The following is a 19,312-nucleotide window of genomic DNA, read 5'->3' as shown; positions in this document are numbered from 1 at the left end:
CGCGAACGGCCCGGCAGCCTGGTGCGACTAGTTGGCGGAGGGCAGTTCGCCGCGCTCGGCGCCTACCGCGATGGGAACGCGCACGGCGTTGCCCCACTCGGTCCAGGAGCCGTCGTAGTTGCGGACCGTCTCGAAGCCCAGCAGGTACTTCAGGGCGAACCAGGTGTGGCTGGAACGCTCGCCGATGCGGCAGTAGGCCACGACGTCGTCGCCGGGGACAAGGCCGGCTTCGTCGAGGTAGAGCGCCTCAAGCTCGGCGCGGGACTTGTAGCTGCCGTCCTCTGCAGCGGCACGGGCCCACGGGATGGAGGCTGCGGTGGGGATGTGCCCGCCGCGGAGCGTGCCTTCCTGCGGGTATGCCGGCATGTGCGTGCGCTCGCCCGTGTATTCCTCGGTGGAGCGGACGTCGATGAGCGGCTTGCCCAGGTGGGCCAGCACGTCTTCCTTGTAGGCGCGTATGGGGGCATCGTTGCGCTCCACAACCGGGTAGCCTGCGGAGGGGGTGGTGACGGTGCGTTCGGTGGTCAGCTCGCGGCCCTCGGCGATCCACTTGTCGCGGCCGCCGTCCAGCAGGCGGACGTCCTCGTGGCCGAACAGGGTGAAGACCCAGAGTGCGTAGGCGGCCCACCAGTTGGACTTGTCGCCGTACACGACAACGGTGCTGTCACGGGAGATGCCCTTCGCCTGGGCGAGCAGCGCAAAAGCCGCGCCGTCGATGTAGTCCCGGGTGACGTCGTCGTTCAGGTCCGTGTGCCAGTCAATCTTGACGGCGCCGGGGATGTGGCCGGTTTCGTACAGCAGCACGTCCTCGTCGGACTCGACCACCACGAGGTTGCCGTCCTTCGTGGCGCCGTTGGCGATTGCCTCGGCAAGCCATTCGGTGGAAACCAGGCGCTCCGGGTGTGCGTAGGCGGCGAACTTTTCATTTGTTTCAACTGCAACAGGCATGATGCCCCTTCTCGTAAACTTCTCAGGCGGGTGCCTCCCCAGCTCAGTCTGGGGCCGTTCCATTGCCGTGAGGTGCGGAAAGCGGCGCCGCCACGAATGATGGGTGCAGGCGCTTTTCCTGTCTATCAGACTAACGAGTTGGGGTGCCGTTTACTTCCCCGGCGTTAACTTAACGCAATATGCGGTGGGTATTCTTGTATCCGTGGGCCCGGTGCCGTATGCGCCCGGCCCGATGAACAGCCTTCAGGATCGGACAATTTTTCTTGGTACACGTTGAGCAACTTTCCACCCGCAAGCCGGCCGTTTCGGTGGAGGAACTGTTGGCGGGCTTTGTCCCGTCGCCCCGATTTGGCGAGGTCTCCTTTGGCACCTACCGCCCGGATCCGGCACAGCCCACCCAGTCAGAAGCGGTGGACCTGCTTCAAGGCTTCGCGGCCCGCACCGGCGGAAAGCCTGCCGGCGGCCTTCGCCGGTTGTTTGGCGGGAAGGCGAAAGCCAACGGCGCCAAGCCTGCGGGCAAGGCGAATGGCAAGTCCAAGGCCAACGGTGGCAAGCCGGCCGGCATCTACCTCGACGGCGGCTTTGGTGTGGGCAAGACCCACCTGCTCTCATCCCTGTGGCACGAGGCGGAGGGGCCCAAGGCGATCGGCACCTTCGTCGAATACACGAACCTGGTGGGCGCATTGTCGTTCCGCAAGACCGTGGAGGCGCTCAGCAGCTACAAGCTGGTCTGCATCGACGAATTTGAACTGGACGACCCCGGAGACACCGTGCTGATGTCTCGGCTCATGCGTGAATTGGCCGACGCCGGTGTCAAGTTGGCGGCGACCTCCAACACCCTGCCCGGTGCACTGGGTGATGGGCGCTTTGCTGCTGTTGACTTCCAGCGTGAGATCCAGGTCCTGGCGGACCAGTTTGAGATCCTGCACATCGACGGCGAGGATTTCCGCCACCGCGGGCTGCCCACGCCGCCGGAACCGGTGCCCAACAGCGACCTTGACGCCCGCATGCGCCGGGACTTTGCCGGCAAGGGCGTTGCCGTGGACGACTTTGGCATCCTCATGGACCACCTGACCGGCGTCCACCCGTCCCGCTACCGCCAGATGCTGGAGGGAATCGACGCGGTCGTGTGGCGCAATGTCCACACCATTACGGAGCAGTCCGTGGCCCTGCGCTTCGTGGTGCTGGCCGACCGGCTGTATGACAAGGATGTTCCGATCCTTGCCAGCGGCGTTCCCCTGGACCAGCTGTTCACCCCGGAAATGATGACGGGCGGGTACCAGAAGAAGTACTTCCGTGCAGTCTCCCGCCTGACAGCCCTGGCCCGAGAGGCCCAGGAATCGGCTGTGCCCGCCCCAGTGGGCTGAACCCGACGGCATTAAAGCGAAAAAGCGCCGGTGCGCTCTCTCGAGCGGACCGGCGCCTTTCTTGACGCCATTTATAGGGCGAAGGGGTGGGGACTACTTGTTGGCGCCATCCACAAAATCGCTGGCAGCCTGCTGGACCTGGTCAACCTGGCCCTTGAACTTGTCACCGGTCTTGCTGTCGACAACGTCGCCGGCCTTTTCGATGCCATCCTTGATGGCCTCTTCATTGCCCTTGATGAGTCCTTCAGCCTTGCCCTTCAAATCGTCAAAAATAGACAACAGGCACCTCCCTTCGCTCCTGGGGCCATTGGCGCCCCAACTTTTTCCAGCCTAGTGCCATGACTCACAATGTCAACGCCAAGTCGTCTGTGGCGTACAAGAAAGTGCCGGGACATTGGATCGGTCCGTAACAGGTGGACTGCCTTGACAAGGGCGACGGCGGGCACCCGGCACCCTGCCAAGGCGGAGCCGGGTGCCGTCCGGGCACTGAGCAGGCCTGCGAGGGATGGGGCTGAATTGCGAGGGGGCTCAGCAATAAGCTGCCATTGCTGCGAGGGGGTTGGGGGAGTGGCCGAGTGCGTGGCGGAGGGCGGGGGGATGAGGATGGGGGATGATGCACGTTTGATGCACTGTGCCGATTTTGCGAGCTGAATTGCGACACGAAAAAGCCCCTCCGACCAGCGTTTGTGCTGGTCGGAGGGACTTTTCCCTTGGTGGGCGATACTGGGTTCGAACCAGTGACCTCTCCGGTGTGAACGGAACGCGCTACCACTGCGCCAATCGCCCAATCCGCATGCTCGGTCCGCGGGCGGACCATGCGTGCTGCTCGGTGCGTAAAAAACAATAGCCCAAAGTTTCGCGAGTGCATAATCGCCCGTGTTCGAGTGCCTGATTATGGTGGCCGGCGGCCCTGTGTCGTTCGGCAGGCAGGCCCGTCCGGCGCCGGGCAGCCGCTACCGTGGCGGGTGGCGCGCACCGCAATAGGGTGCCGCCCCTTTGCAGGAGCCGGCCGTCCGGCGTCGTGCACCAAAGATTGGGTGTGACGAGCGCCTCAAGGCCCATTTTGGCCCTGGAAGCCCAAAAACGGGCCTATCCGGCCCCTGAATCACATGCTTGTAATTCGAGTGATGGGGCCAACTTCCGCACAAACCCGGGGAATCGGGCGGGTTGCCCTCGCCTGCACTGCCAGCGGCGGGCCCTCGATTTGGTGTTTGGGAAACTGCTCGGGTAATGTTTTCACCGCAGCAACACGGACTACCGAATGCGAGACGCAAACGGGAGAAAATGATTGCTAATGCGGTTGTAGCTCAGCTGGTAGAGCACCACCTTGCCAAGGTGGATGTCGCGAGTTCGAATCTCGTCAACCGCTCGCTTTACACCATTCAGTTTGCATGGTGGGGTGGCCGAGAGGCGAGGCAACGGACTGCAAATCCGTGCACACGGGTTCGAATCCCGTTCCCACCTCCATTTGGCTGAATCAAAGGTATTTTGCTGTATAGTTCAGCGGGATGCATTGGGCGATTGGCGCAGCGGTAGCGCGCTTCCCTGACACGGAAGAGGTCACTGGTTCGATCCCAGTATCGCCCACGAATCAACTTCGGTTGGTTGTTTCTGAGAAATCAGATAGTGTTGTTCAGCAGTAAAATGCGGTTGTAGCTCAGCTGGTAGAGCACCACCTTGCCAAGGTGGATGTCGCGAGTTCGAATCTCGTCAACCGCTCGCATGTTTGGACGCATCTGCCGGAACCTGAGGGTTTCGGCAGTTTTGTTCAGCCTCGGCCCACCCCGCTTGGGGTGCGGCCTTGGGCGATTGGCGCAGCGGTAGCGCGCTTCCCTGACACGGAAGAGGTCACTGGTTCGATCCCAGTATCGCCCACGCATTTGAAGGCCCCTGTTGAGGCAGGGGCGTTTTTATGCGCTGGAGCCCTGAAGCACTTCAGGCCCGGCAGCAAGCATGCGGTTGTAGCTCAGCTGGTAGAGCACCACCTTGCCAAGGTGGATGTCGCGAGTTCGAATCTCGTCAACCGCTCGGAATAAGGAACGGGACTGCCGGAACTTTCGCGTTTCGGCGGTCCTTTTCATTTCCCGGCAGTGCCCCGTGGCGGGGTTAGCGGCCAGAATGTGTGTATGGCCCGGGCGTGTCATCGGCTTCTTCCGCCCCATCCTTGTTGGATTCCGTTCCCGTCTTCGGGGCTGAAGGCTGTGTCGTAGAGGGCTGGCCCGATGGGCTCTTCGATGGTTTTGCTTTGTTTTCTTTGGGGCTGCCAGTGGCTGGGTTTCACGAACGTCCAGGGGTCTTTCGGAGACTCGCTGTGGAGGTAGAGGTACCAGTCAACGGCTCGTTTGGCGTGGTCGTCGGTGAGACCACGGTGATCGCGTAGAAGGTGCTTGAGACCGGCATTGATTCCGCCTTCCAAGGGGCTGGTGGTGCGGTCGATCTTGTGCTCGTTGGTGGCGGCGGTGAGCCAAGTGAACAGGTGCCCATTTTTCAATACCGTGGCCAGTGTTCCGCGGGCCCGACGCAGGCGTAGATGTGTAAACCACCATTGCTGGTTCGTGCCGATATGGGAGGGCCTCTCGCCGTTCTTCTTCGCGTAGGTTCGGGTCTTCAAGAAGGACTCCCAGCGTGCTTCCCAGGAAGCGAATTCCCCGGCCCAGACAGCGGCTTGGTCAAGGTCTTGGATCGGTGTCAGGGCCTTGGCTAGTGCCAGTAATTCCTTGCCGGCATCGAGGTTTGGGCGCATCGTGAGGTGTGTTCGAATGTTCTGCTGGATATGAAAAAGACACCGTTGCACCTTCGTCTCTGGCCAGTGCTCGCGCAGCGCACTTTCCAGGCCTTTGTGCCCGTCAACGATCGCGACCGCAGGTGCCGGGATTTGTTGCAGCAGGGCAGACCAGGACGCATTCTTTTCTCTGTCGCACCACTGCCAGGCGATGACGTGGTTGCCGGTGTAGGCGACCAGCACGCACCAGTCGTTGAAGTACGTTCCGTCAAGCATGATCTGGGGGTGTATTTCGCCGCTCACGACGGCTGTAGGGGACACCGTCCAGCACCAGGCACTCTGACGCCTAAAGGTGCGTGCGGAGCCTGCATGGGCTTCCTGACGGTCCTTGCCGGTGATCCAGGACAGGAACGCTGTGAACTCTGCTTTCTTGCTGACATCGACACGTGACTGGGTGATGGAAGCACCACAGGACTTGCACCGCCACCTAGTTCTTCCCGCGCTGGTCTTGCCATTCTTTACGAGCTTCTTAGTACATACACCACACCTGGGGTGATTCTTGGGAACTGTCACCGTACATGCTTTCAAAGCATGTACAGGGCCCTGCATCCCATATGATTACTGGCCAAAAGCCACTTTTCATACACACATTCTGGCCGCTAACCCCCGTGGCGCGGCCTGGGGCGATTGGCGCAGCGGTAGCGCGCTTCCCTGACACGGAAGAGGTCACTGGTTCGATCCCAGTATCGCCCACACTACGCAGGCTCCTGTTGATGCAGGGGCCTTTTTGCTGCCCTGTGGCGGTCCGGGGCTGGCGGTGCGCCGGCCATTTGCTGCTGTGAGGCTCGACGGCGCCTGGCCCGCCGCGGCTGTTGGCCGACATCCCCTAACAGCATCGCGGGGTTATCCACAAGTTGGTCCGGTCGGGCTGGGATGTGTCGGCGCGGGGTGGAATAGTGGAGGCATGACAGCACCAGCCTTGGCCCACAGTACAGACCTGGGGCGCATGTACGCCCGCTCCCTGCAGGACCCGCCGAAGGTCCCCTCCATCACCACCGTCATCGGCCAGCAGGCCATGTCGTTGGACGGCTGGATCGGCTACATGGCAGCCAACGCAGTGGCGCAGCACCCGGACCTGGGTGCCGCCGTCGGCAATCCCGGACAGTTGCGCACGGTGGTGCGGGACAGCTCCAACGCGGCCGAACAGTTCAGGGATGCCGCAGCCGCCCGCGGTGACCGCGTCCACCACTACTGCGAGCAGGTGTCGCTGCGCGCGCTGGACCGGCCCCACCAGTTGCAGGAGGCGCGGGAGGCGCTTGCCGAGAAGGGTGAGGAGAACTTCGCCCTGCGGTTTGACCAGTGGTGGGAGGACTACGCCGTCAAGCCGCTGGATCCGGAGATCACTGTCTGGAATGAAACACTCGGCTACGCGGGAACGCTGGACCTGGTGGCCACCATTGGCGGCAAGCTGTGCATCATCGACTTCAAGACCAAGGGCACCGACCGCAACGGCCAGGTGAAATCCCTTGACGCCAAGGTGGTCATGCAGCTGGTGGCCGGCATGAAGGCCGAGGAGTCCATCGTGGACGAGGCCGCCGGTACATGGGAGCCCTGGAAGTACGGCCAGGACCCCATTCTGCTGGGCGTCGCCATCGGCGAAACGGAGGTGCGCACCCTGCGCGCCAACCCCGAAGTGCTCAAGTCCCACTGGTTTAAGTTCGCCTCGCTGCGCCGGGTGTGGCAAACCTCATTGGAAGCGGCACAGGCAGGGACACCGTTGCTGGAGATTGCGCCCCCGCCGCACCAGCCGTCCAACTAGACTGGAAGGCGCCAGCAGTCAGCGGTCCGCAAACAGGGTCCGCGCCAATTTCAAAGTGAGGTGCCACCCCATGGCCATCCTGAGCATTCGCATCATCGGCGACCCCGTCCTCCGGGAAACCGCCGAGGAAGTGACCACCTTCGGCCCGGAGTTGGCCAAACTTGTCGAGGACATGGCCGAGACCATGCATGACGTCCGCGGAGCCGGGCTCGCCGCCCCCCAGATCGGCGTGAACAAGCGGATCTTCACCTACGCGGTCGACGGCGAAGAGGGCCATGTGATCAATCCGGTCATCGTGGCCAGTGACGACTTTGCCCCGGGCGAACCCGAGGGCTGCCTGTCCGTCCCGGGCCTGGGATACACGGTCCCGCGCCACCGCTGGGTCCGGATCACCGGCGTCGACGTCAACGGGGCCACCATTGACCTTGAGGCCACCGGAACCCTGGCCAAGTGCTTCCAGCACGAGACCGACCATCTCAACGGCAAGCTGTACGTGGACCGGCTGGAAGGCGAGGACCGCAAGGATGCCCTCCGCGCCATCCGCATGGCCAACTACCACGACGTCACGGCGCAGACCGTTGCCAAAAGGGCCCACACCGTGGGCTCGGCCTTCGGCACCGGTGCTGCCTTCGGGGCCGCCCAGTGAAGGTGCTTTTTACCGGAACCCCCGCCGTAGCGCTGCCCTCCCTGGCAGCCCTCCAGGCCGCCGGCCATGAAATCGTCGCCGTCCTGACCCGCCCCGATGCGCCACTGGGCCGCAAGCGCATCATGACACCGTCGCCTGTCGCCGCCCGGGCCGCCGAGCTGGGCCTGCATGTCATCAAGGCGGACAAGATCGACGCCGGGGCTGCCGCGGCGATCGCCGCCGCCGCACCGGACGTCGCCGCCATTGTGGCCTACGGCGCCCTCATCCCGGAGAGTGCGTTGGGCATCCCCGTCCACGGCTGGATCAACCTGCACTTTTCGCTGCTGCCCGCCTGGCGCGGTGCGGCGCCCGTGCAGCATTCGATCATCAACGGCGACGAGGTCACCGGCGCCTCCACGTTCCTGCTGGAGAAGGGGCTGGACACCGGCCCCGTCTACGGCACCATGACCGAATCCATTGGCGCCGCCGACACCAGTGCGGCCTTGCTGGAACGGCTGTCGCACAGCGGCGCCGTGCTGCTGGCCCAGACCATCGACGGCATCGGCGCCGGCATGGTCACCGGAGTGCCGCAGCAGGGGGAAATCTCGCTGGCGCCCAAGCTGACGCTCGAGGACGGCCATGTTTCATGGACGGACCCCGCCCTGGCCATCAACCGGCGCATCCGCGGCGTCACCACCGAACCCGGCGCCTGGACCATGCTGGCCGGGCAAAGGTTCAAGCTGGGACCGGTGGCACTGCGCGCCGACGTGGCGGACCTGGCGCCGGCCCGCCTGCGGGTTGACGGCAAGGCCGTGCTGGTGGGGACGGGATCGCATGCCGTTGAACTCGGCGAGGTCCAGCCGGCAGGAAAGAAAATGATGAAGGCAACAGACTGGGCCAGGGGCCTGGCCAACAAGGAAGATGTGGTGTTTGAATGACCAGCGAACAAGGCGGACGTTCGGGCCACCAGAACTCGGCCCGCCAGAACTCCGGCGGAGGCCAGCGCGGGGGAGGCGTCCGGCGTCGTGACGATGCCGGCCGCGAACGCAACCGCAGCACGGGGCGCAACCGGACCGAGACGGCGCCCGGCCAGCGCACCCGCGTGGCCGACCCCGCACGGCTCGTCGCCTTTGAGGTGCTCCGTGCGGTCTCGGCCGACGACGCCTACGCCAACCTCGTGCTGCCCACGCGCATTCGCAAGCACGGGCTGGACCGCCGCGACGCCGGATTCGCCACCGAACTGACTTACGGGGCGCTCCGCGCGCAGGGCACGTACGACGCCATCTTGGCCAAGTGCGTGGACCGCCCGCTGTCCGAGCTTGACCCCGCCATTCTGGACGCCCTGCGCATCGGCGCCCACCAGCTCATGGCCATGCGCGTGCCCACCCACGCCGCGCTGGACCAGACCGTTGGCCTTGCCCGTGCCGTCATTGGTGCCGGACCGTCGGGCCTGGTCAACGCCGTGCTGCGCAAGGTTGCCGCGAAGGAGTTGCCGCAGTGGCTGGCCGAGCTCACCGACGGGCTGGGCGACGACGTCAAAATCGCATCCATCGTGCATGCCCACCCGGAATGGATTGTGCGGGCCATGCGCCAGGCGCTCGTTGCCCACGGCCGCGACGTCAGCGAAATCGAGGCGCTGCTCGAGGCCGACAACGCCGCACCGGTCGTGAACCTTGTGGCCCTGCCCGGCCTGGGCAGCCTGGACGAAGCCTTCGACGCCGGCTTCACGCCGGGTGAGCTCGTGATCGATTCCGCGCTGTCCTCCGGCGGCGACGTGGGCCGGCTGGACAGTGTCCGCGACGGTTCCGTGCGCGTCCAGGATGCCGGTTCGCAGCTGGTGGCCCGCGCCCTGGCCGCGGTCATGGTCTCCACCGAGAAGACCGACGGCGAGGAACGCTGGCTGGACATGTGCGCCGGCCCGGGTGGAAAGGCAGCGCTGCTGGCCGCCCTGGCCGCCGAGCAGGATGCCTGGATGCTCGCCAATGAACCGGCACCGCACCGCGCCAAGCTAGTCTCGCAGGCCCTGGCCGCCGTGCCTGCCGACAGCTGGACCGTGCGCACCGGCGACGGGCGCGACATTGGCAGGGAACACCCCGAAGCCTTTGACCGCATCCTCGTGGACGCACCGTGCACGGGCCTGGGCGCCCTGCGCCGCCGCCCGGAATCACGCTGGCGCCGCAAGCTCTCCGACGTCGCCGAGCTCGGCCCGCTGCAGCGCGAGCTCCTGGAATCCGCCCTGGCGGCCGTCAAGCCCGGGGGAGTCGTGGCCTACGTGACATGCTCCCCGCACGTGGCCGAGACCATCGCCGTCGTGGAGGATGCCATGCGCAAGCGCACGGACCTGGAGTTGCTCGACGCCGGCGCCGCATTGGACGCCGTCAGCCTCAGCGGAAGCATCGGTGCCGGCAACACCACCTCGGCCGTTCCCGCCCACCGGATGATGGCGCAGCTGTGGCCGCACATCCACCAGAGCGACGCCATGTTCATGGCCCTGATCCGCAAGAACTAGCACCGGCCGGCGCCGGCTGCGTCCCGCGCCGGCACACCCGCCAAATCCAAGAAAATGATGAGGAACTTTTCGTGAGCAAACCACTTGCCTGCTGCATCAACCCCAGCATCCTTTCGGCAGATTTCGTCAACCTTGAGGCCGAACTGGCCCGCATCGCCAATGCAGACGCCGTGCACGTGGACGTCATGGACAACCGCTTCGTGCCCAACCTGACCATCGGGCTGCCCGTGGTGGAGCGGATCCAGCAGGTCAGCCCCGTGCCGCTGGACGCCCACCTGATGATCGCCGACGTCGACCGCTGGGCGCCGCTGTATGCAGATGCCGGGCTGGATTCGGTCACCTTCCACGTGGAGGCGTCGGATGCGCCCATCAAGCTGGCCCGTGAATTGCGTGCCCGCGGCGCAAAGGCGGGCATGGCGCTTCGGCCGGCAACCGCCGTCGAACCTTACCTGGACATGCTGCCGGAACTGGACATGCTGCTGATCATGACCGTGGAACCGGGCTTTGGCGGGCAGTCGTTCCTGGATGTCACGCTGCCCAAGATCCGGCGCGCACGCGCCGCCATCGAAGGCAGCGGCGTCAACGTGGCCATCCAGGTGGACGGCGGCATCACGGAGGAAACCATCACGCGCGCTGCCGAGGCCGGTGCGAACATCTTCGTGGCGGGCTCGGCGGTATACGGCAAGCCCTCGCCCGAGGACGCCATCAACTCCCTGCGCGCCAAGGGGCAGCTCGCCTTCGGGCAAGCAGGCCGGTAGACGGTCGCTGCCGATTCCTTGTGGCGGCCGTTGGGCCAAACAGTAGATCTTGGCTCGAATCGGTCCAGCAACTGCCGCGGGGCTCCGCTGGCGCGGCCGGGGCGGGAATGAATCCTGCCCCGGTACGCTTATGCTCTGTGCATTCGCCCCGCGAGGGGCGGGGCAGGACGGCATCGAAAAGGTGCCATAATGGAGGAAGTCGCCCGCAACCGCGGGCGCAATTGAATATTACGTGCTCCGGGGTCGGTGTAATTCCGAACCGGCGGTTATAGTCCGCGACCCGCGCGCAGCCCACTGGAAACAGCAGGCAGCGCACGGTTGATCTGGTGAAATTCCGGAACCGACAGTTAAAGTCTGGATGGGAGAAGCACGAACAGCCTTGGCCGCCAGGCCAGGGGTGTGCCGGCACCACCGTGCCGCGCGCCCCTGCACCCCGGCGCCTTGGCCGTACGTTACCCCCGGAGCCATCGCGGTCTTGCAAAGGGAAGGTAACAATGGACTTTCTGCGATGGCTCTTTGACGCCAAAATGGAATTCGCCGGTGGCGGGTTCCTCCTCTGGCGCGAAGTCATAGGCAACATTTTTGGGCTCGCCAGCGCCCTCGGCGGCATGCGCCGTAAAATCTGGGCATGGCCGGTGGGCATCATCGGAAACCTACTGCTGTTCACGGTCTTCGTGGGCACACTGTTCGGCACCGCCGACCACGTCAACCTGCTTGGCCAGGCCGGGCGCCAAATCATGTTCATCGCCGTGTCCATCTACGGATGGCACCGCTGGAACCAGACCCGCCGCGGCCGGGACGACGCCGGCACCCACGTGGGCGAAGCCGTCGAGCCCCGTTGGGCGGGGGGCCGCGTACGCTGGCTCCTGGTGGCCGCCATGATCGCCGGCACAGCCATACTGACCCCCATTTTCAGGGCCATGGGCTCCTACGAACCCGTCTGGGCGGATGCCTGGATCTTCATGGGATCCCTGTTGGCCACCTACGGCATGGCCAAGGGCTGGGTGGAGTTCTGGCTGATCTGGGTGGCCGTTGACCTGGTGGGCGTGCCCCTGCTGTTCAGCGCAGGCTACTACGCCTCGGCGTTCATGTACGTCTTCTACGGAGCCTTCACCCTGGCCGGATTCTTTGTCTGGTGGCGGGTGCGGCACAATCGTGATGTGCAGGACCGCCAGGTTTCGGTGGACACCACCTTTCCTGACATTACCGTGAGCAATCGAGAGGCCAAACCATGAATTTCAGCGAACTGTTCCCCGCCAACCAGCACAATGAGCAGAACAATGAGCCCGAGGTTTTCAGCGATGCAGAAATCCTCGGCATGGAAACGGCACTCTCGGCCGCACGCCAGGGCGTGCGCGGCGCCAACCCGCTGGTGGGCGCCGTCATCATCGACGCCGACGGAACGTTCCTTGCCATCGGATACCACCGCGGCGCCGGCACGGCCCATGCGGAAACCGACGTCATCAACCGGCTGCTGGGCACGGGCGTCAAGCGCGACCTTTCGGCGGCAACCTTGATTGTCACGCTCGAGCCGTGCAGCCACACGGGCCTGACGGGCCCCTGCACGCAGGCGATCCTGGACGCGGGAATCGGCAACGTGGTGTTTGCCGTGCGCGACCCCCACCAGCCTGCCGCGGGAGGCGCCGAGATCCTGGCCAACGAGGGCATCAACGTGCGCATGGGACTGATGGCCGCGGAAGCGGAGGACCTGAACCGGCAGTGGTTCGTGGCAGTTCGGGAGAAACGGCCGTTCGTCACGGCCCGGCTGGCACAGACAGTGGACGGGCGGATTGCCGCCGTCGACGGCACCAGCCAGTGGATCACCTCCCAGGAATCCCGCCAGGATTCGCACGAACTGCGGGCCCGCGTGGACGCGATTGTGGTGGGCACCGGCACCGTCATCGCCGACAACCCCCGCCTGACCGCCCGGGCTGCGGACGGTTCCGACGCCGCAAAGCAGCCGCTGCGCGTGGTCATGGGCCTGCGCGAGGTGCCCCAGGACGCGGCAGTCCGCGGCACGGCGGGCACACCGAGCAGCCCGGACCGCCTCGGTGACGACGACTTCCTGCACCTGCGCACGCACGACCCCCGCTCCGTCCTGCAGGAATTGCAGTCCCGTGGCGTCGGGCACCTCATGATCGAGGGCGGGGCCACCATCAACGCCTCGTTCCTTGAACAGGGGCTCGTGGACGAACTCGTCGTCTACCTGGCACCCACCCTGCTGGGCTCGGGCATCCCGGCCCTCACCGACCTCGGCATCGGCACCCTCGCCCAGGCCCAGCGCTGGGAATGGGATGCAACACTCACCGGCCCCGTGGAAATCCTTGGGCCGGACCTGAAGCTGACACTCATGCCGGCCAAGGCCGCTCCGGAAGGAAGCTGAAATGTTTACTGGAATTGTTGCAGGGCGCGGCACCGTGCTCGCCCTGGAAAACCTGCCCGAGAAGGGCACCGCACGGCTGGTGCTGGCGGCCGGGGAGATCCTTGACGGGATGGACCTCGGCGGCTCCATCGCCGTCAACGGCGTGTGCCTGAGCGCCGTCGAACTGGCCGGGGGCACCGTGGCCGTGGACGTCATGGGTGAAACCCTGCGCCGGACCACCACCGGATCCCTGGCCGCCGGGGACACCGTCAACCTCGAACGCTGCGTCCCGGCCGGCGGACGCCTCGACGGCCACGTGGTCCAGGGGCATGTGGACGGCGTGGGCACCCTCCTGCACCGCGAGAAGCAGGGCGCCTGGGACACGCTGCGTTTCTCCGTTCCCCGCGAACTGGGCCAGTACATCGCCGAAAAGGGCTCCATCGCCGTGGACGGGGTGTCCCTGACTGTGACCGCCGTCAGCCGCGCCGCCGAGCAGGACCAGTGGTTCGAGGTGGGGCTCATCCCCGTCACGCTTGCCGCCACAGGGCTTGGCGCCAAGGAAGCCGGCGGCGCCGTCAACCTTGAGGTGGACGTGCTGGCCAAGTACGCCAAGCGCCTGCTGGAATTCGCCACGGGCGGCGCACAATGAACCCGCTGACACTCCTGGACCCGGTGCCGCTGGCCGTCGCCGCGATCGCCCGCGGGGAAGCCGTGCTTGTGGTGGACGATGAAAACCGCGAAAACGAGGGCGACATCATCTTTGCCGCCCAGTACAGCACCCCCGCACTCATGGGCTGGACAATCCGCCACAGCTCGGGCGTCATCTGCATCCCCATGGACGAAGCCCGCGCCGACCGCCTGTCCCTGCCGCCCATGGTCGCCGACAACCAGGACGCTAAGGGCACCGCCTACACCGTCTCGTGCGATGCGGCGCACGGCGTCACCACCGGGATCAGCGCCACGGACCGCTCGCTCACCGCCACCGTGCTGGCTGACCCTTCCTCCATGCCCGACGCCGTCACCCGGCCCGGGCACATCTTCCCCCTTCGCGCCGTGGCCGGGGGAGTGCGACAGCGCCCGGGGCACACCGAGGCGGCGGTGGACCTCTGCCGGCTGGCGGGGGCCGAACCCGTCGGCGTGATTGCCGAAGTTGTGGACGACGGCGGTGAAATGCTGCGCCTGCACGGGCTGCGCGACTTTGCCGACGCCAACGGCCTGGTCCTCATTTCCATCGCGGACCTCGTTGCGCACCTGGCGGCAGAGCCGGCCGCTGCCGCCACGAACGGTGCGGAGGCACGGCCGTGAGCGCACAGCCGCCTGTCCCCGCGGGCACCCGCCCGGACAGCCCGTCCGGCAGCAACGGCCCGGAGTCCACCACAGGTGCCGTCAGCGGTGGTCCGCAGGTGCAGTTGCCCACCCGTTTTGGCACCTTTACCGCCCAGGCCTGGATCGATGCCGCAACGGGGGCTGAGCACCTGAGCGTCAGCGCGCCCGGCGAGCCGCTGGAAGGCGGGGGTTACGGCGCAGGGCCGGGACCCGGCGTCGTGCCCCTGGTGCGGCTGCACTCCGAATGCCTCACGGGGGACGTCTTTGGCTCCTACCGCTGCGACTGCGGCGAGCAGCTGGACTACGCACTGGAGCTCATCCACCGGCGCGGCGGCACCCTGGTCTACCTGCGGGGGCACGAGGGACGCGGCATTGGCCTGGCCAACAAGATGCGGGCCTACAGCCTGCAGGAGGCAGGCGCCGATACCGTCGAGGCCAACGAACAGCTGGGGCTGCCCGTGGATGCGCGCGACTACGCGGCGGCGGCCGGCATCCTGCGGTCGCTGGGGCTGAGCCGAATCGCGCTGCTGAGCAACAATCCGCTCAAGGGGCAGGACCTGGCCCGCCACGGCATCGAGGTGCTGGAAGTGGTGCCGGCCGAGGTGCCTGCCCGGGAGGAAAACCTGCGTTACCTGATCACCAAGCGGGACCGCATGCACCATGCGCTCCGCGTCAACGAAGCCACACCGGCACCAGCCGGCAACCCGGAAGGACTTTCATCATGAGCGGACACGGAGCACCCACGATCGGATTCGACCCGGCGGGCCAGGCGCAGGCCGCGGCGCTGAAGGTGGCCATTGTCGCCGCCAGCTGGCACACCGAGATCATGGACGGCCTGCTGGCCGGGGCATTGCGCGGAGCGGCTGACGCCGGCATCGCCGAACCCGTGGTGGTGCGTGTGCCCGGCAGCTTTGAACTGCCGGTCGCGGCGGCCCGGCTGGCAAAGTCCTTCGACGTTGTGGTGGCGCTGGGTGTTGTGATCCGCGGCGGCACCCCGCACTTTGACTATGTCTGCCAAGCCGCAACGATGGGCCTGACGGATGTCAGCGTGCGCACCGGCGTGCCCGTGGGCTTCGGCGTGCTCACCTGTGACACCGAGGAGCAGGGGCTGGCGCGCGCCGGTCTGCCCGGCTCTGAGGAGGACAAGGGGCATGAGGCGCTGACCGCCGCGGTGGCCACAGCTCTCACCCTGGCCTCCCTTGAGAAGTGAGATAACGGCGGCTGCACGGCGCTGAGGTGTGGGACAACGGCGGCTGTTGCCCATAACTGGGCCCCGTTGCCCCACGCCTGCGCTGTGACGCTGCTCCCATGCCCGGCGCGCCGGACAGCCTGCGCCGGCCTGCCGCGCGGTGGAACGTGTTCACAATGTGGACGCACCGCGTCTCAAAATCCGTAAACACGATGCCCAACCAGTAAGGTGGATGGCGTGAAGACCTTCGAATCCCTTTTTGATGAGCTGAGTGAGAAAGCCGCAGCGCGGCCCGCCGGCTCCCGTACCGTCGCCGAACTTGATTCCGGCATTCACGGTATCGGCAAGAAAGTGGTTGAGGAAGCCGCTGAGGTGTGGATGGCTGCCGAGTATGAATCGGAAGAAGCCTGCGCCGAAGAGATTTCCCAGCTGTTCTACCACCTCCAGGTCATGATGATCGCCAAAGGTTTGACCCTTCAGGACGTTTACAAGCATCTCTAGCCACGTGCCGTGGCTGCTTGAGACAACCCTGAAATGGCGTTGTGCGCAACGCTGAAAAACTTTTGCTTGAACCAACCTGAAAAGAAACTTTATTATGCTGCGTGTTGCCGTCCCGAACAAGGGATCACTGTCCGAATCCGCTTCCGCCATGCTGGCCGAGGCCGGCTACCGCCAACGCCGGGACTCCCGTGAACTGGTCATGGTGGATCCGGAAAACAACGTTGAATTCTTCTTCCTGCGCCCCCGCGACATTGCCGTGTACGTTGGTGCCGGCACCCTGGATGTCGGCATCACCGGCCGCGACCTGCTGATGGACGCCCAGGTCGATGCCGAAGAGCTGCTTCCCCTGGGATTCGCCGTCTCCACCTTCCGCTTTGCCGGACCGGTGGGCGACTTCACCAGCGCCGCCGAACTTGAGGGCAAGCGCCTGGCCACCAGCTATGACGGCCTGCTGCGCGAATACCTCTCCGAGCTGGGCATCAACGCCCAGGTGGTCCGCCTCGACGGCGCCGTGGAATCCTCCGTCCGCCTCGGCGTCGCAGACGCGATTGCCGACGTCGTGGAAACCGGCAGCACGCTCAAGGCCGCGGGCATGGAGATCTTCGGCGAGCCCATCCTCAAGTCCGAGGCACTGCTGATCGGCCGCCGCGGCGTCACCGCGCCCCCCGGCCTAGAGGTGCTCATCCGCCGTCTGCACAGCGTCCTTGTGGCCCGCCAGTATGTCCTGCTCGACTACGACGTGCCCAAGTCGCTCATGGACCAGGCCACAGCCCTGACCCCCGGCCTGGAGTCGCCCACGGTTTCCCCGCTGCGCGACACCGACTGGGTGGCCGTGCGCTCCATGGTCATGGCCAAGGACACCAACCGCATCATGGATGAACTGTACGACCTCGGCGCACGCGCCATCCTGGTCAGCAACATCCACGCCTGCCGCATCTAGCGCCAGCCACCCCCGCCCGCCGGGCCCATCCACAATTTCATTCGAAGAAGGTACATGCCATGAGTGTTGCCATCCGAGTCATCCCCTGCCTGGACGTCGACGCCGGCCGCGTGGTCAAGGGCGTCAAGTTCCAAAACCTGCGCGACGCCGGTGATCCCGTTGAGCTCGCACAGCGCTATGACCGCGCCGGTGCGGACGAGCTGACGTTCCTTGATGTCACAGCGTCCTCCGGCAACCGGGAGACCACCTTTGACGTGGTCTCACGCGCTGCCGAGCAAGTCTTCATCCCGCTGACCGTTGGCGGGGGAGTGCGCGAGGTGTCCGACGTGGACAAGCTGCTGCGCCACGGGGCCGACAAGGCCTCCATCAACACCGCGGCGATTGCCCGCCCGGCAGTCATTGACGAGATCACCCGGCGCTTCGGCTCCCAGGTCCTGGTGCTCAGCGTTGACGCGCGCCGCACCCAGGGCGGCATCACGCCGTCGGGCTTTGAAGTGACAACGCACGGCGGGCGCAAGGGCACCGGCATAGACGCCATCGAATGGGCCAAGGAGGCGGCCGACCGCGGCGTGGGCGAGATCCTGCTCAACTCCATCGACGCCGACGGCACCAAGGAGGGCTTCGACCTCGAGCTGATCCGGCTCGTCCGCGCCGCCGTGCACATCCCCATCATCGCCTCGGGTGGCGCGGGGAAGCCGGAACACTTCCCGCCGGCAGTGGAGGCGGGCGCCAACGCCGTGCTGGCAGCGTCCATCTTCCACTTCGGTCCGGACAACGCCATCGCCGACGTCAAGCAGGCCATCCGCGACGCCGGCTACGAGGTCCGCTAGCCCGGAACGCCCCACCGCCGCTGGCACCTGCCATCGATGACGCAGTTGTTGGACCGATTCCGCCGGTATTGGTCCAACAACTGCGTTGTCAATTGTGGCGGGTGGTTTTTGGCTTAAGGCACCACGGCGGCCGGAAGCCACCGTGCTTCCAAGGAATACCGTGCTTCCAACGAATTCTGCGTGGGGGAAGTTAGAGGCCTACGTCGGCAGTCTGCAGCAGCGCCACGGCGTCCGGCTGGCCCTCGAAGGACACCAGGGCCTCGCCGGTGCGCCCGCTGGCATGGAGCAGCAGCTCGCCGGGATCGCCAATGATGGCCACGGAGACTGGCGCGCGCTTGGCAACGTGGCGGGGGCCGTCGGGGTTCACCAGGACAATGCCAAGGTCCACGCTGCGGTACAGGAACGCCGCACGCTTGAGCAGCTCGGCCCAGAGCGCTTGGGAGTAGTTCGCGTCAAGGGCGCGCGGTGCCCAGCGGTCGCGGGCCCGGCGCACGTCTTCGGTGTGGATGAAAAATTCAGTCAGGTTGGCGCTGTGGTCAATGGCCTTCAGTGCAAACGGGGAGAGCTTGGGCGGGCCGGCACGGAACTTCTCAACGAGTGCGGCAAACGCCTCCGGCGTGCCCGATGCGCCGGCGAGCTCTGCAATGGCCTTCTCGGACGCCTTGCGCCACGGTTTGAGGACCATGCCCAGGCCTACGCGGGGACTATGCTCGCGCAGCACTAGGTGCGCGGCCAGCTCCTGGGTGCGCCAACCTTCGCAGAGCGTGCTGGCTCCCGGCCCGGCGGCCAGCAGGGTCTCGGCGAGGACTTCACGTGAAGGTTCTACAAATTGCATCACTTGTGAAATTAGCATGTATTGGCCGCCGGTGGCAGTTCGAACCGCCACAATGAGACGCCGTGTTCCCCAATACGGGGGCCCGGACGTCCGCCCAGCGGTCAAGATGGCCCGTTTCGGGTGACTCTGGCACTAGAATTGGCCTTGATGCAGCAAAGCCCAGATCCCCAGACATTGCCCGTGAATTCCGCCCAGCAGCAGGCCTTCGAACTGCCTGCCGATGTTGCGGCCCTGCTCAAGCACGACGGTGCCGGCCTCGTGGCCGCCATCATTCAGCAGTTCGACTCCAAGGAGGTGCTGATGCTGGGCTGGATGGACGACGAAGCCCTGCGCCGCACCCTCTCCACCGGCCGCGTGACGTTCTATTCACGCTCACGCCAGGAGTACTGGCGCAAGGGCGACACCTCCGGGCACTACCAGTACGTGAAGTCCGTGGCCCTGGACTGCGACGGCGACGCCCTGCTCATCGCCGTTGACCAGGTCGGGGCCGCCTGCCACACAGGAACCCACACCTGCTTCGATGCCCGCCCGCTCACCGCCGTGGTGGGCAGCCGCGGCGAATAGCGCCGCACCACCAGCCA

Annotated in this window: 20 protein-coding genes, 8 tRNA genes and 1 riboswitch; of the genes, 23 read left to right on the top strand and 5 right to left on the bottom strand. The window is 65.7% G+C overall.

Annotated features, from left to right (window positions below; translation table 11 throughout):
* Positions 1 to 27 precede the first annotated feature (27 nt).
* A complete protein-coding gene (locus JOF48_RS18425; RefSeq protein WP_209683409.1) occupies positions 28 to 948 on the bottom strand; it encodes a sulfurtransferase in 921 nt (306 codons plus the stop codon).
* Positions 949 to 1,211: 263 nt separating this feature from the next.
* Between JOF48_RS18425 and zapE the strand changes: the two genes are divergently transcribed.
* Positions 1,212 to 2,315 carry a cell division protein ZapE gene (zapE, locus tag JOF48_RS18420; RefSeq protein ID WP_209683407.1) on the top strand — a complete coding sequence of 368 codons (1,104 nt, stop codon included), beginning with the start codon at positions 1,212 to 1,214 and terminating at the stop codon, positions 2,313 to 2,315.
* 93 nt (positions 2,316 to 2,408) lie between these two features.
* On the opposite strand, the gene JOF48_RS18415 is transcribed toward zapE, so the two are convergent.
* Positions 2,409 to 2,594: an antitoxin gene (locus JOF48_RS18415; RefSeq protein ID WP_209683404.1), complete on the bottom strand. Its 186-nt coding sequence runs from the start codon at positions 2,592 to 2,594 to the stop codon at positions 2,409 to 2,411.
* 432 nt (positions 2,595 to 3,026) lie between these two features.
* A tRNA-Val gene (locus tag JOF48_RS18410) sits at positions 3,027 to 3,101 on the bottom strand.
* Between the two features lie 510 nt (positions 3,102 to 3,611).
* Between JOF48_RS18410 and JOF48_RS18405 the strand changes: the two genes are divergently transcribed.
* The 6 genes from JOF48_RS18405 (at position 3,612) to JOF48_RS18380 (ending at position 4,343) form a co-directional block, all read left to right on the top strand.
* Positions 3,612 to 3,684: transfer RNA gene (locus tag JOF48_RS18405), tRNA-Gly, on the top strand.
* Positions 3,685 to 3,708: 24 nt separating this feature from the next.
* A tRNA-Cys gene (locus tag JOF48_RS18400) sits at positions 3,709 to 3,782 on the top strand.
* 48 nt (positions 3,783 to 3,830) lie between these two features.
* Positions 3,831 to 3,902 (top strand) — tRNA-Val (locus JOF48_RS18395).
* Between the two features lie 59 nt (positions 3,903 to 3,961).
* Positions 3,962 to 4,034: transfer RNA gene (locus tag JOF48_RS18390), tRNA-Gly, on the top strand.
* 84 nt (positions 4,035 to 4,118) lie between these two features.
* A tRNA-Val gene (locus JOF48_RS18385) sits at positions 4,119 to 4,190 on the top strand.
* 80 nt (positions 4,191 to 4,270) lie between these two features.
* Positions 4,271 to 4,343, top strand: a tRNA-Gly gene (locus tag JOF48_RS18380).
* 112 nt (positions 4,344 to 4,455) lie between these two features.
* Here JOF48_RS18380 and JOF48_RS18375 read toward each other — a convergent pair.
* A complete protein-coding gene (locus JOF48_RS18375; RefSeq protein ID WP_209677619.1) occupies positions 4,456 to 5,610 on the bottom strand; it encodes an IS1249 family transposase in 1,155 nt (384 codons plus the stop codon).
* 108 nt (positions 5,611 to 5,718) lie between these two features.
* On the opposite strand from JOF48_RS18375, the gene JOF48_RS18370 reads away from it, so the two are divergent.
* The 15 genes from JOF48_RS18370 (at position 5,719) to hisF (ending at position 17,896) form a co-directional block, all read left to right on the top strand.
* A tRNA-Val gene (locus tag JOF48_RS18370) sits at positions 5,719 to 5,790 on the top strand.
* Positions 5,791 to 6,001: 211 nt separating this feature from the next.
* Positions 6,002 to 6,856 (top strand): cytochrome, encoded by an 855-nt coding sequence (locus JOF48_RS18365; protein ID WP_209683402.1) that lies wholly within the window; start codon positions 6,002 to 6,004, stop codon positions 6,854 to 6,856.
* 70 nt (positions 6,857 to 6,926) lie between these two features.
* Positions 6,927 to 7,502, top strand: a complete 576-nt coding sequence (def, locus tag JOF48_RS18360; RefSeq protein ID WP_209683399.1) for a peptide deformylase — start codon at positions 6,927 to 6,929, stop codon at positions 7,500 to 7,502.
* Positions 7,499 to 8,419 (top strand): methionyl-tRNA formyltransferase, encoded by a 921-nt coding sequence (locus JOF48_RS18355; RefSeq protein WP_209683396.1) that lies wholly within the window; start codon positions 7,499 to 7,501, stop codon positions 8,417 to 8,419. The genes def and JOF48_RS18355 overlap by 4 nt, the downstream gene beginning before the upstream one ends.
* On the top strand, positions 8,416 to 9,990 hold the full coding sequence (locus JOF48_RS18350; protein WP_209683394.1) for an RsmB/NOP family class I SAM-dependent RNA methyltransferase: 1,575 nt from the start codon (positions 8,416 to 8,418) through the stop codon (positions 9,988 to 9,990). Before JOF48_RS18355 ends, JOF48_RS18350 begins: the two co-directional genes overlap by 4 nt.
* A gap of 71 nt (positions 9,991 to 10,061) precedes the next feature.
* A complete protein-coding gene (gene rpe / locus JOF48_RS18345; protein ID WP_209683391.1) occupies positions 10,062 to 10,748 on the top strand; it encodes a ribulose-phosphate 3-epimerase in 687 nt (228 codons plus the stop codon).
* 229 nt (positions 10,749 to 10,977) lie between these two features.
* Positions 10,978 to 11,122, top strand: a riboswitch (FMN riboswitch).
* 120 nt (positions 11,123 to 11,242) lie between these two features.
* Positions 11,243 to 11,983 (top strand): nicotinamide riboside transporter PnuC, encoded by a 741-nt coding sequence (gene pnuC, locus JOF48_RS18340; protein WP_209683388.1) that lies wholly within the window; start codon positions 11,243 to 11,245, stop codon positions 11,981 to 11,983.
* Positions 11,980 to 13,131 carry a bifunctional diaminohydroxyphosphoribosylaminopyrimidine deaminase/5-amino-6-(5-phosphoribosylamino)uracil reductase RibD gene (gene ribD / locus JOF48_RS18335; protein WP_209683385.1) on the top strand — a complete coding sequence of 384 codons (1,152 nt, stop codon included), beginning with the start codon at positions 11,980 to 11,982 and terminating at the stop codon, positions 13,129 to 13,131. Before pnuC ends, ribD begins: the two co-directional genes overlap by 4 nt.
* 1 nt (position 13,132) lies before the next feature.
* Complete coding sequence (locus tag JOF48_RS18330) at positions 13,133 to 13,759, top strand: riboflavin synthase (RefSeq protein WP_209683382.1); 627 nt, start codon at positions 13,133 to 13,135, stop codon at positions 13,757 to 13,759.
* Positions 13,756 to 14,415 carry a 3,4-dihydroxy-2-butanone-4-phosphate synthase gene (ribB, locus tag JOF48_RS18325; RefSeq protein WP_209683380.1) on the top strand — a complete coding sequence of 220 codons (660 nt, stop codon included), beginning with the start codon at positions 13,756 to 13,758 and terminating at the stop codon, positions 14,413 to 14,415. The genes JOF48_RS18330 and ribB overlap by 4 nt, the downstream gene beginning before the upstream one ends.
* Positions 14,412 to 15,161, top strand: coding sequence for a GTP cyclohydrolase II (locus JOF48_RS18320; RefSeq protein ID WP_209683370.1), 750 nt, complete (start codon positions 14,412 to 14,414; stop codon positions 15,159 to 15,161). The genes ribB and JOF48_RS18320 overlap by 4 nt, the downstream gene beginning before the upstream one ends.
* Complete coding sequence (gene ribH / locus JOF48_RS18315) at positions 15,158 to 15,646, top strand: 6,7-dimethyl-8-ribityllumazine synthase (protein ID WP_209683366.1); 489 nt, start codon at positions 15,158 to 15,160, stop codon at positions 15,644 to 15,646. Before JOF48_RS18320 ends, ribH begins: the two co-directional genes overlap by 4 nt.
* Before the next feature lie 216 nt (positions 15,647 to 15,862).
* On the top strand, positions 15,863 to 16,126 hold the full coding sequence (locus JOF48_RS18310; protein ID WP_209683362.1) for a phosphoribosyl-ATP diphosphatase: 264 nt from the start codon (positions 15,863 to 15,865) through the stop codon (positions 16,124 to 16,126).
* A gap of 94 nt (positions 16,127 to 16,220) precedes the next feature.
* On the top strand, positions 16,221 to 17,066 hold the full coding sequence (hisG, locus tag JOF48_RS18305; protein WP_209683359.1) for an ATP phosphoribosyltransferase: 846 nt from the start codon (positions 16,221 to 16,223) through the stop codon (positions 17,064 to 17,066).
* Between the two features lie 59 nt (positions 17,067 to 17,125).
* Positions 17,126 to 17,896: an imidazole glycerol phosphate synthase subunit HisF gene (hisF, locus tag JOF48_RS18300; protein ID WP_209683356.1), complete on the top strand. Its 771-nt coding sequence runs from the start codon at positions 17,126 to 17,128 to the stop codon at positions 17,894 to 17,896.
* A 190-nt stretch (positions 17,897 to 18,086) separates the two neighbouring features.
* Here the strand turns inward: hisF and JOF48_RS18295 are convergent, their stop codons facing one another.
* Positions 18,087 to 18,731: a TIGR03085 family metal-binding protein gene (locus tag JOF48_RS18295; protein WP_209684756.1), complete on the bottom strand. Its 645-nt coding sequence runs from the start codon at positions 18,729 to 18,731 to the stop codon at positions 18,087 to 18,089.
* A gap of 147 nt (positions 18,732 to 18,878) precedes the next feature.
* Between JOF48_RS18295 and hisI the strand changes: the two genes are divergently transcribed.
* Positions 18,879 to 19,295, top strand: a complete 417-nt coding sequence (gene hisI / locus JOF48_RS18290) for a phosphoribosyl-AMP cyclohydrolase (protein ID WP_209683353.1) — start codon at positions 18,879 to 18,881, stop codon at positions 19,293 to 19,295.
* Positions 19,296 to 19,312 lie beyond the last annotated feature (17 nt).

Origin of the sequence: Arthrobacter stackebrandtii, assembly GCF_017876675.1 — a bacterium.
Lineage (GTDB): Bacteria > Actinomycetota > Actinomycetes > Actinomycetales > Micrococcaceae > Specibacter > Specibacter stackebrandtii.
Note: the sequence above shows the minus strand (reverse complement) of the source record. Positions and strands in the feature narration are given on the sequence as shown.

Excerpts from the sequence above, each read along its gene's own strand:
- JOF48_RS18365 (WP_209683402.1), top strand. The coding sequence starts at position 6,002 with ATGACAGCACCAGCCTTGGCCCACAGTACAGACCTGGGGCGCATGTAC.
- def (WP_209683399.1), top strand. The coding sequence starts at position 6,927 with ATGGCCATCCTGAGCATTCGCATCATCGGCGACCCCGTCCTCCGGGAA.
- hisF (WP_209683356.1), top strand. The coding sequence starts at position 17,126 with ATGAGTGTTGCCATCCGAGTCATCCCCTGCCTGGACGTCGACGCCGGC.
- JOF48_RS18350 (WP_209683394.1), top strand. The coding sequence starts at position 8,416 with ATGACCAGCGAACAAGGCGGACGTTCGGGCCACCAGAACTCGGCCCGC.
- ribH (WP_209683366.1), top strand. The coding sequence starts at position 15,158 with ATGAGCGGACACGGAGCACCCACGATCGGATTCGACCCGGCGGGCCAG.
- hisI (WP_209683353.1), top strand. The coding sequence starts at position 18,879 with ATGCAGCAAAGCCCAGATCCCCAGACATTGCCCGTGAATTCCGCCCAG.
- JOF48_RS18330 (WP_209683382.1), top strand. The coding sequence starts at position 13,133 with ATGTTTACTGGAATTGTTGCAGGGCGCGGCACCGTGCTCGCCCTGGAA.
- pnuC (WP_209683388.1), top strand. The coding sequence starts at position 11,243 with ATGGACTTTCTGCGATGGCTCTTTGACGCCAAAATGGAATTCGCCGGT.
- ribB (WP_209683380.1), top strand. The coding sequence starts at position 13,756 with ATGAACCCGCTGACACTCCTGGACCCGGTGCCGCTGGCCGTCGCCGCG.
- hisG (WP_209683359.1), top strand. The coding sequence starts at position 16,221 with ATGCTGCGTGTTGCCGTCCCGAACAAGGGATCACTGTCCGAATCCGCT.
- JOF48_RS18425 (WP_209683409.1), bottom strand. The coding sequence starts at position 948 with ATGCCTGTTGCAGTTGAAACAAATGAAAAGTTCGCCGCCTACGCACAC.
- JOF48_RS18295 (WP_209684756.1), bottom strand. The coding sequence starts at position 18,731 with ATGCAATTTGTAGAACCTTCACGTGAAGTCCTCGCCGAGACCCTGCTG.
- ribD (WP_209683385.1), top strand. The coding sequence starts at position 11,980 with ATGAATTTCAGCGAACTGTTCCCCGCCAACCAGCACAATGAGCAGAAC.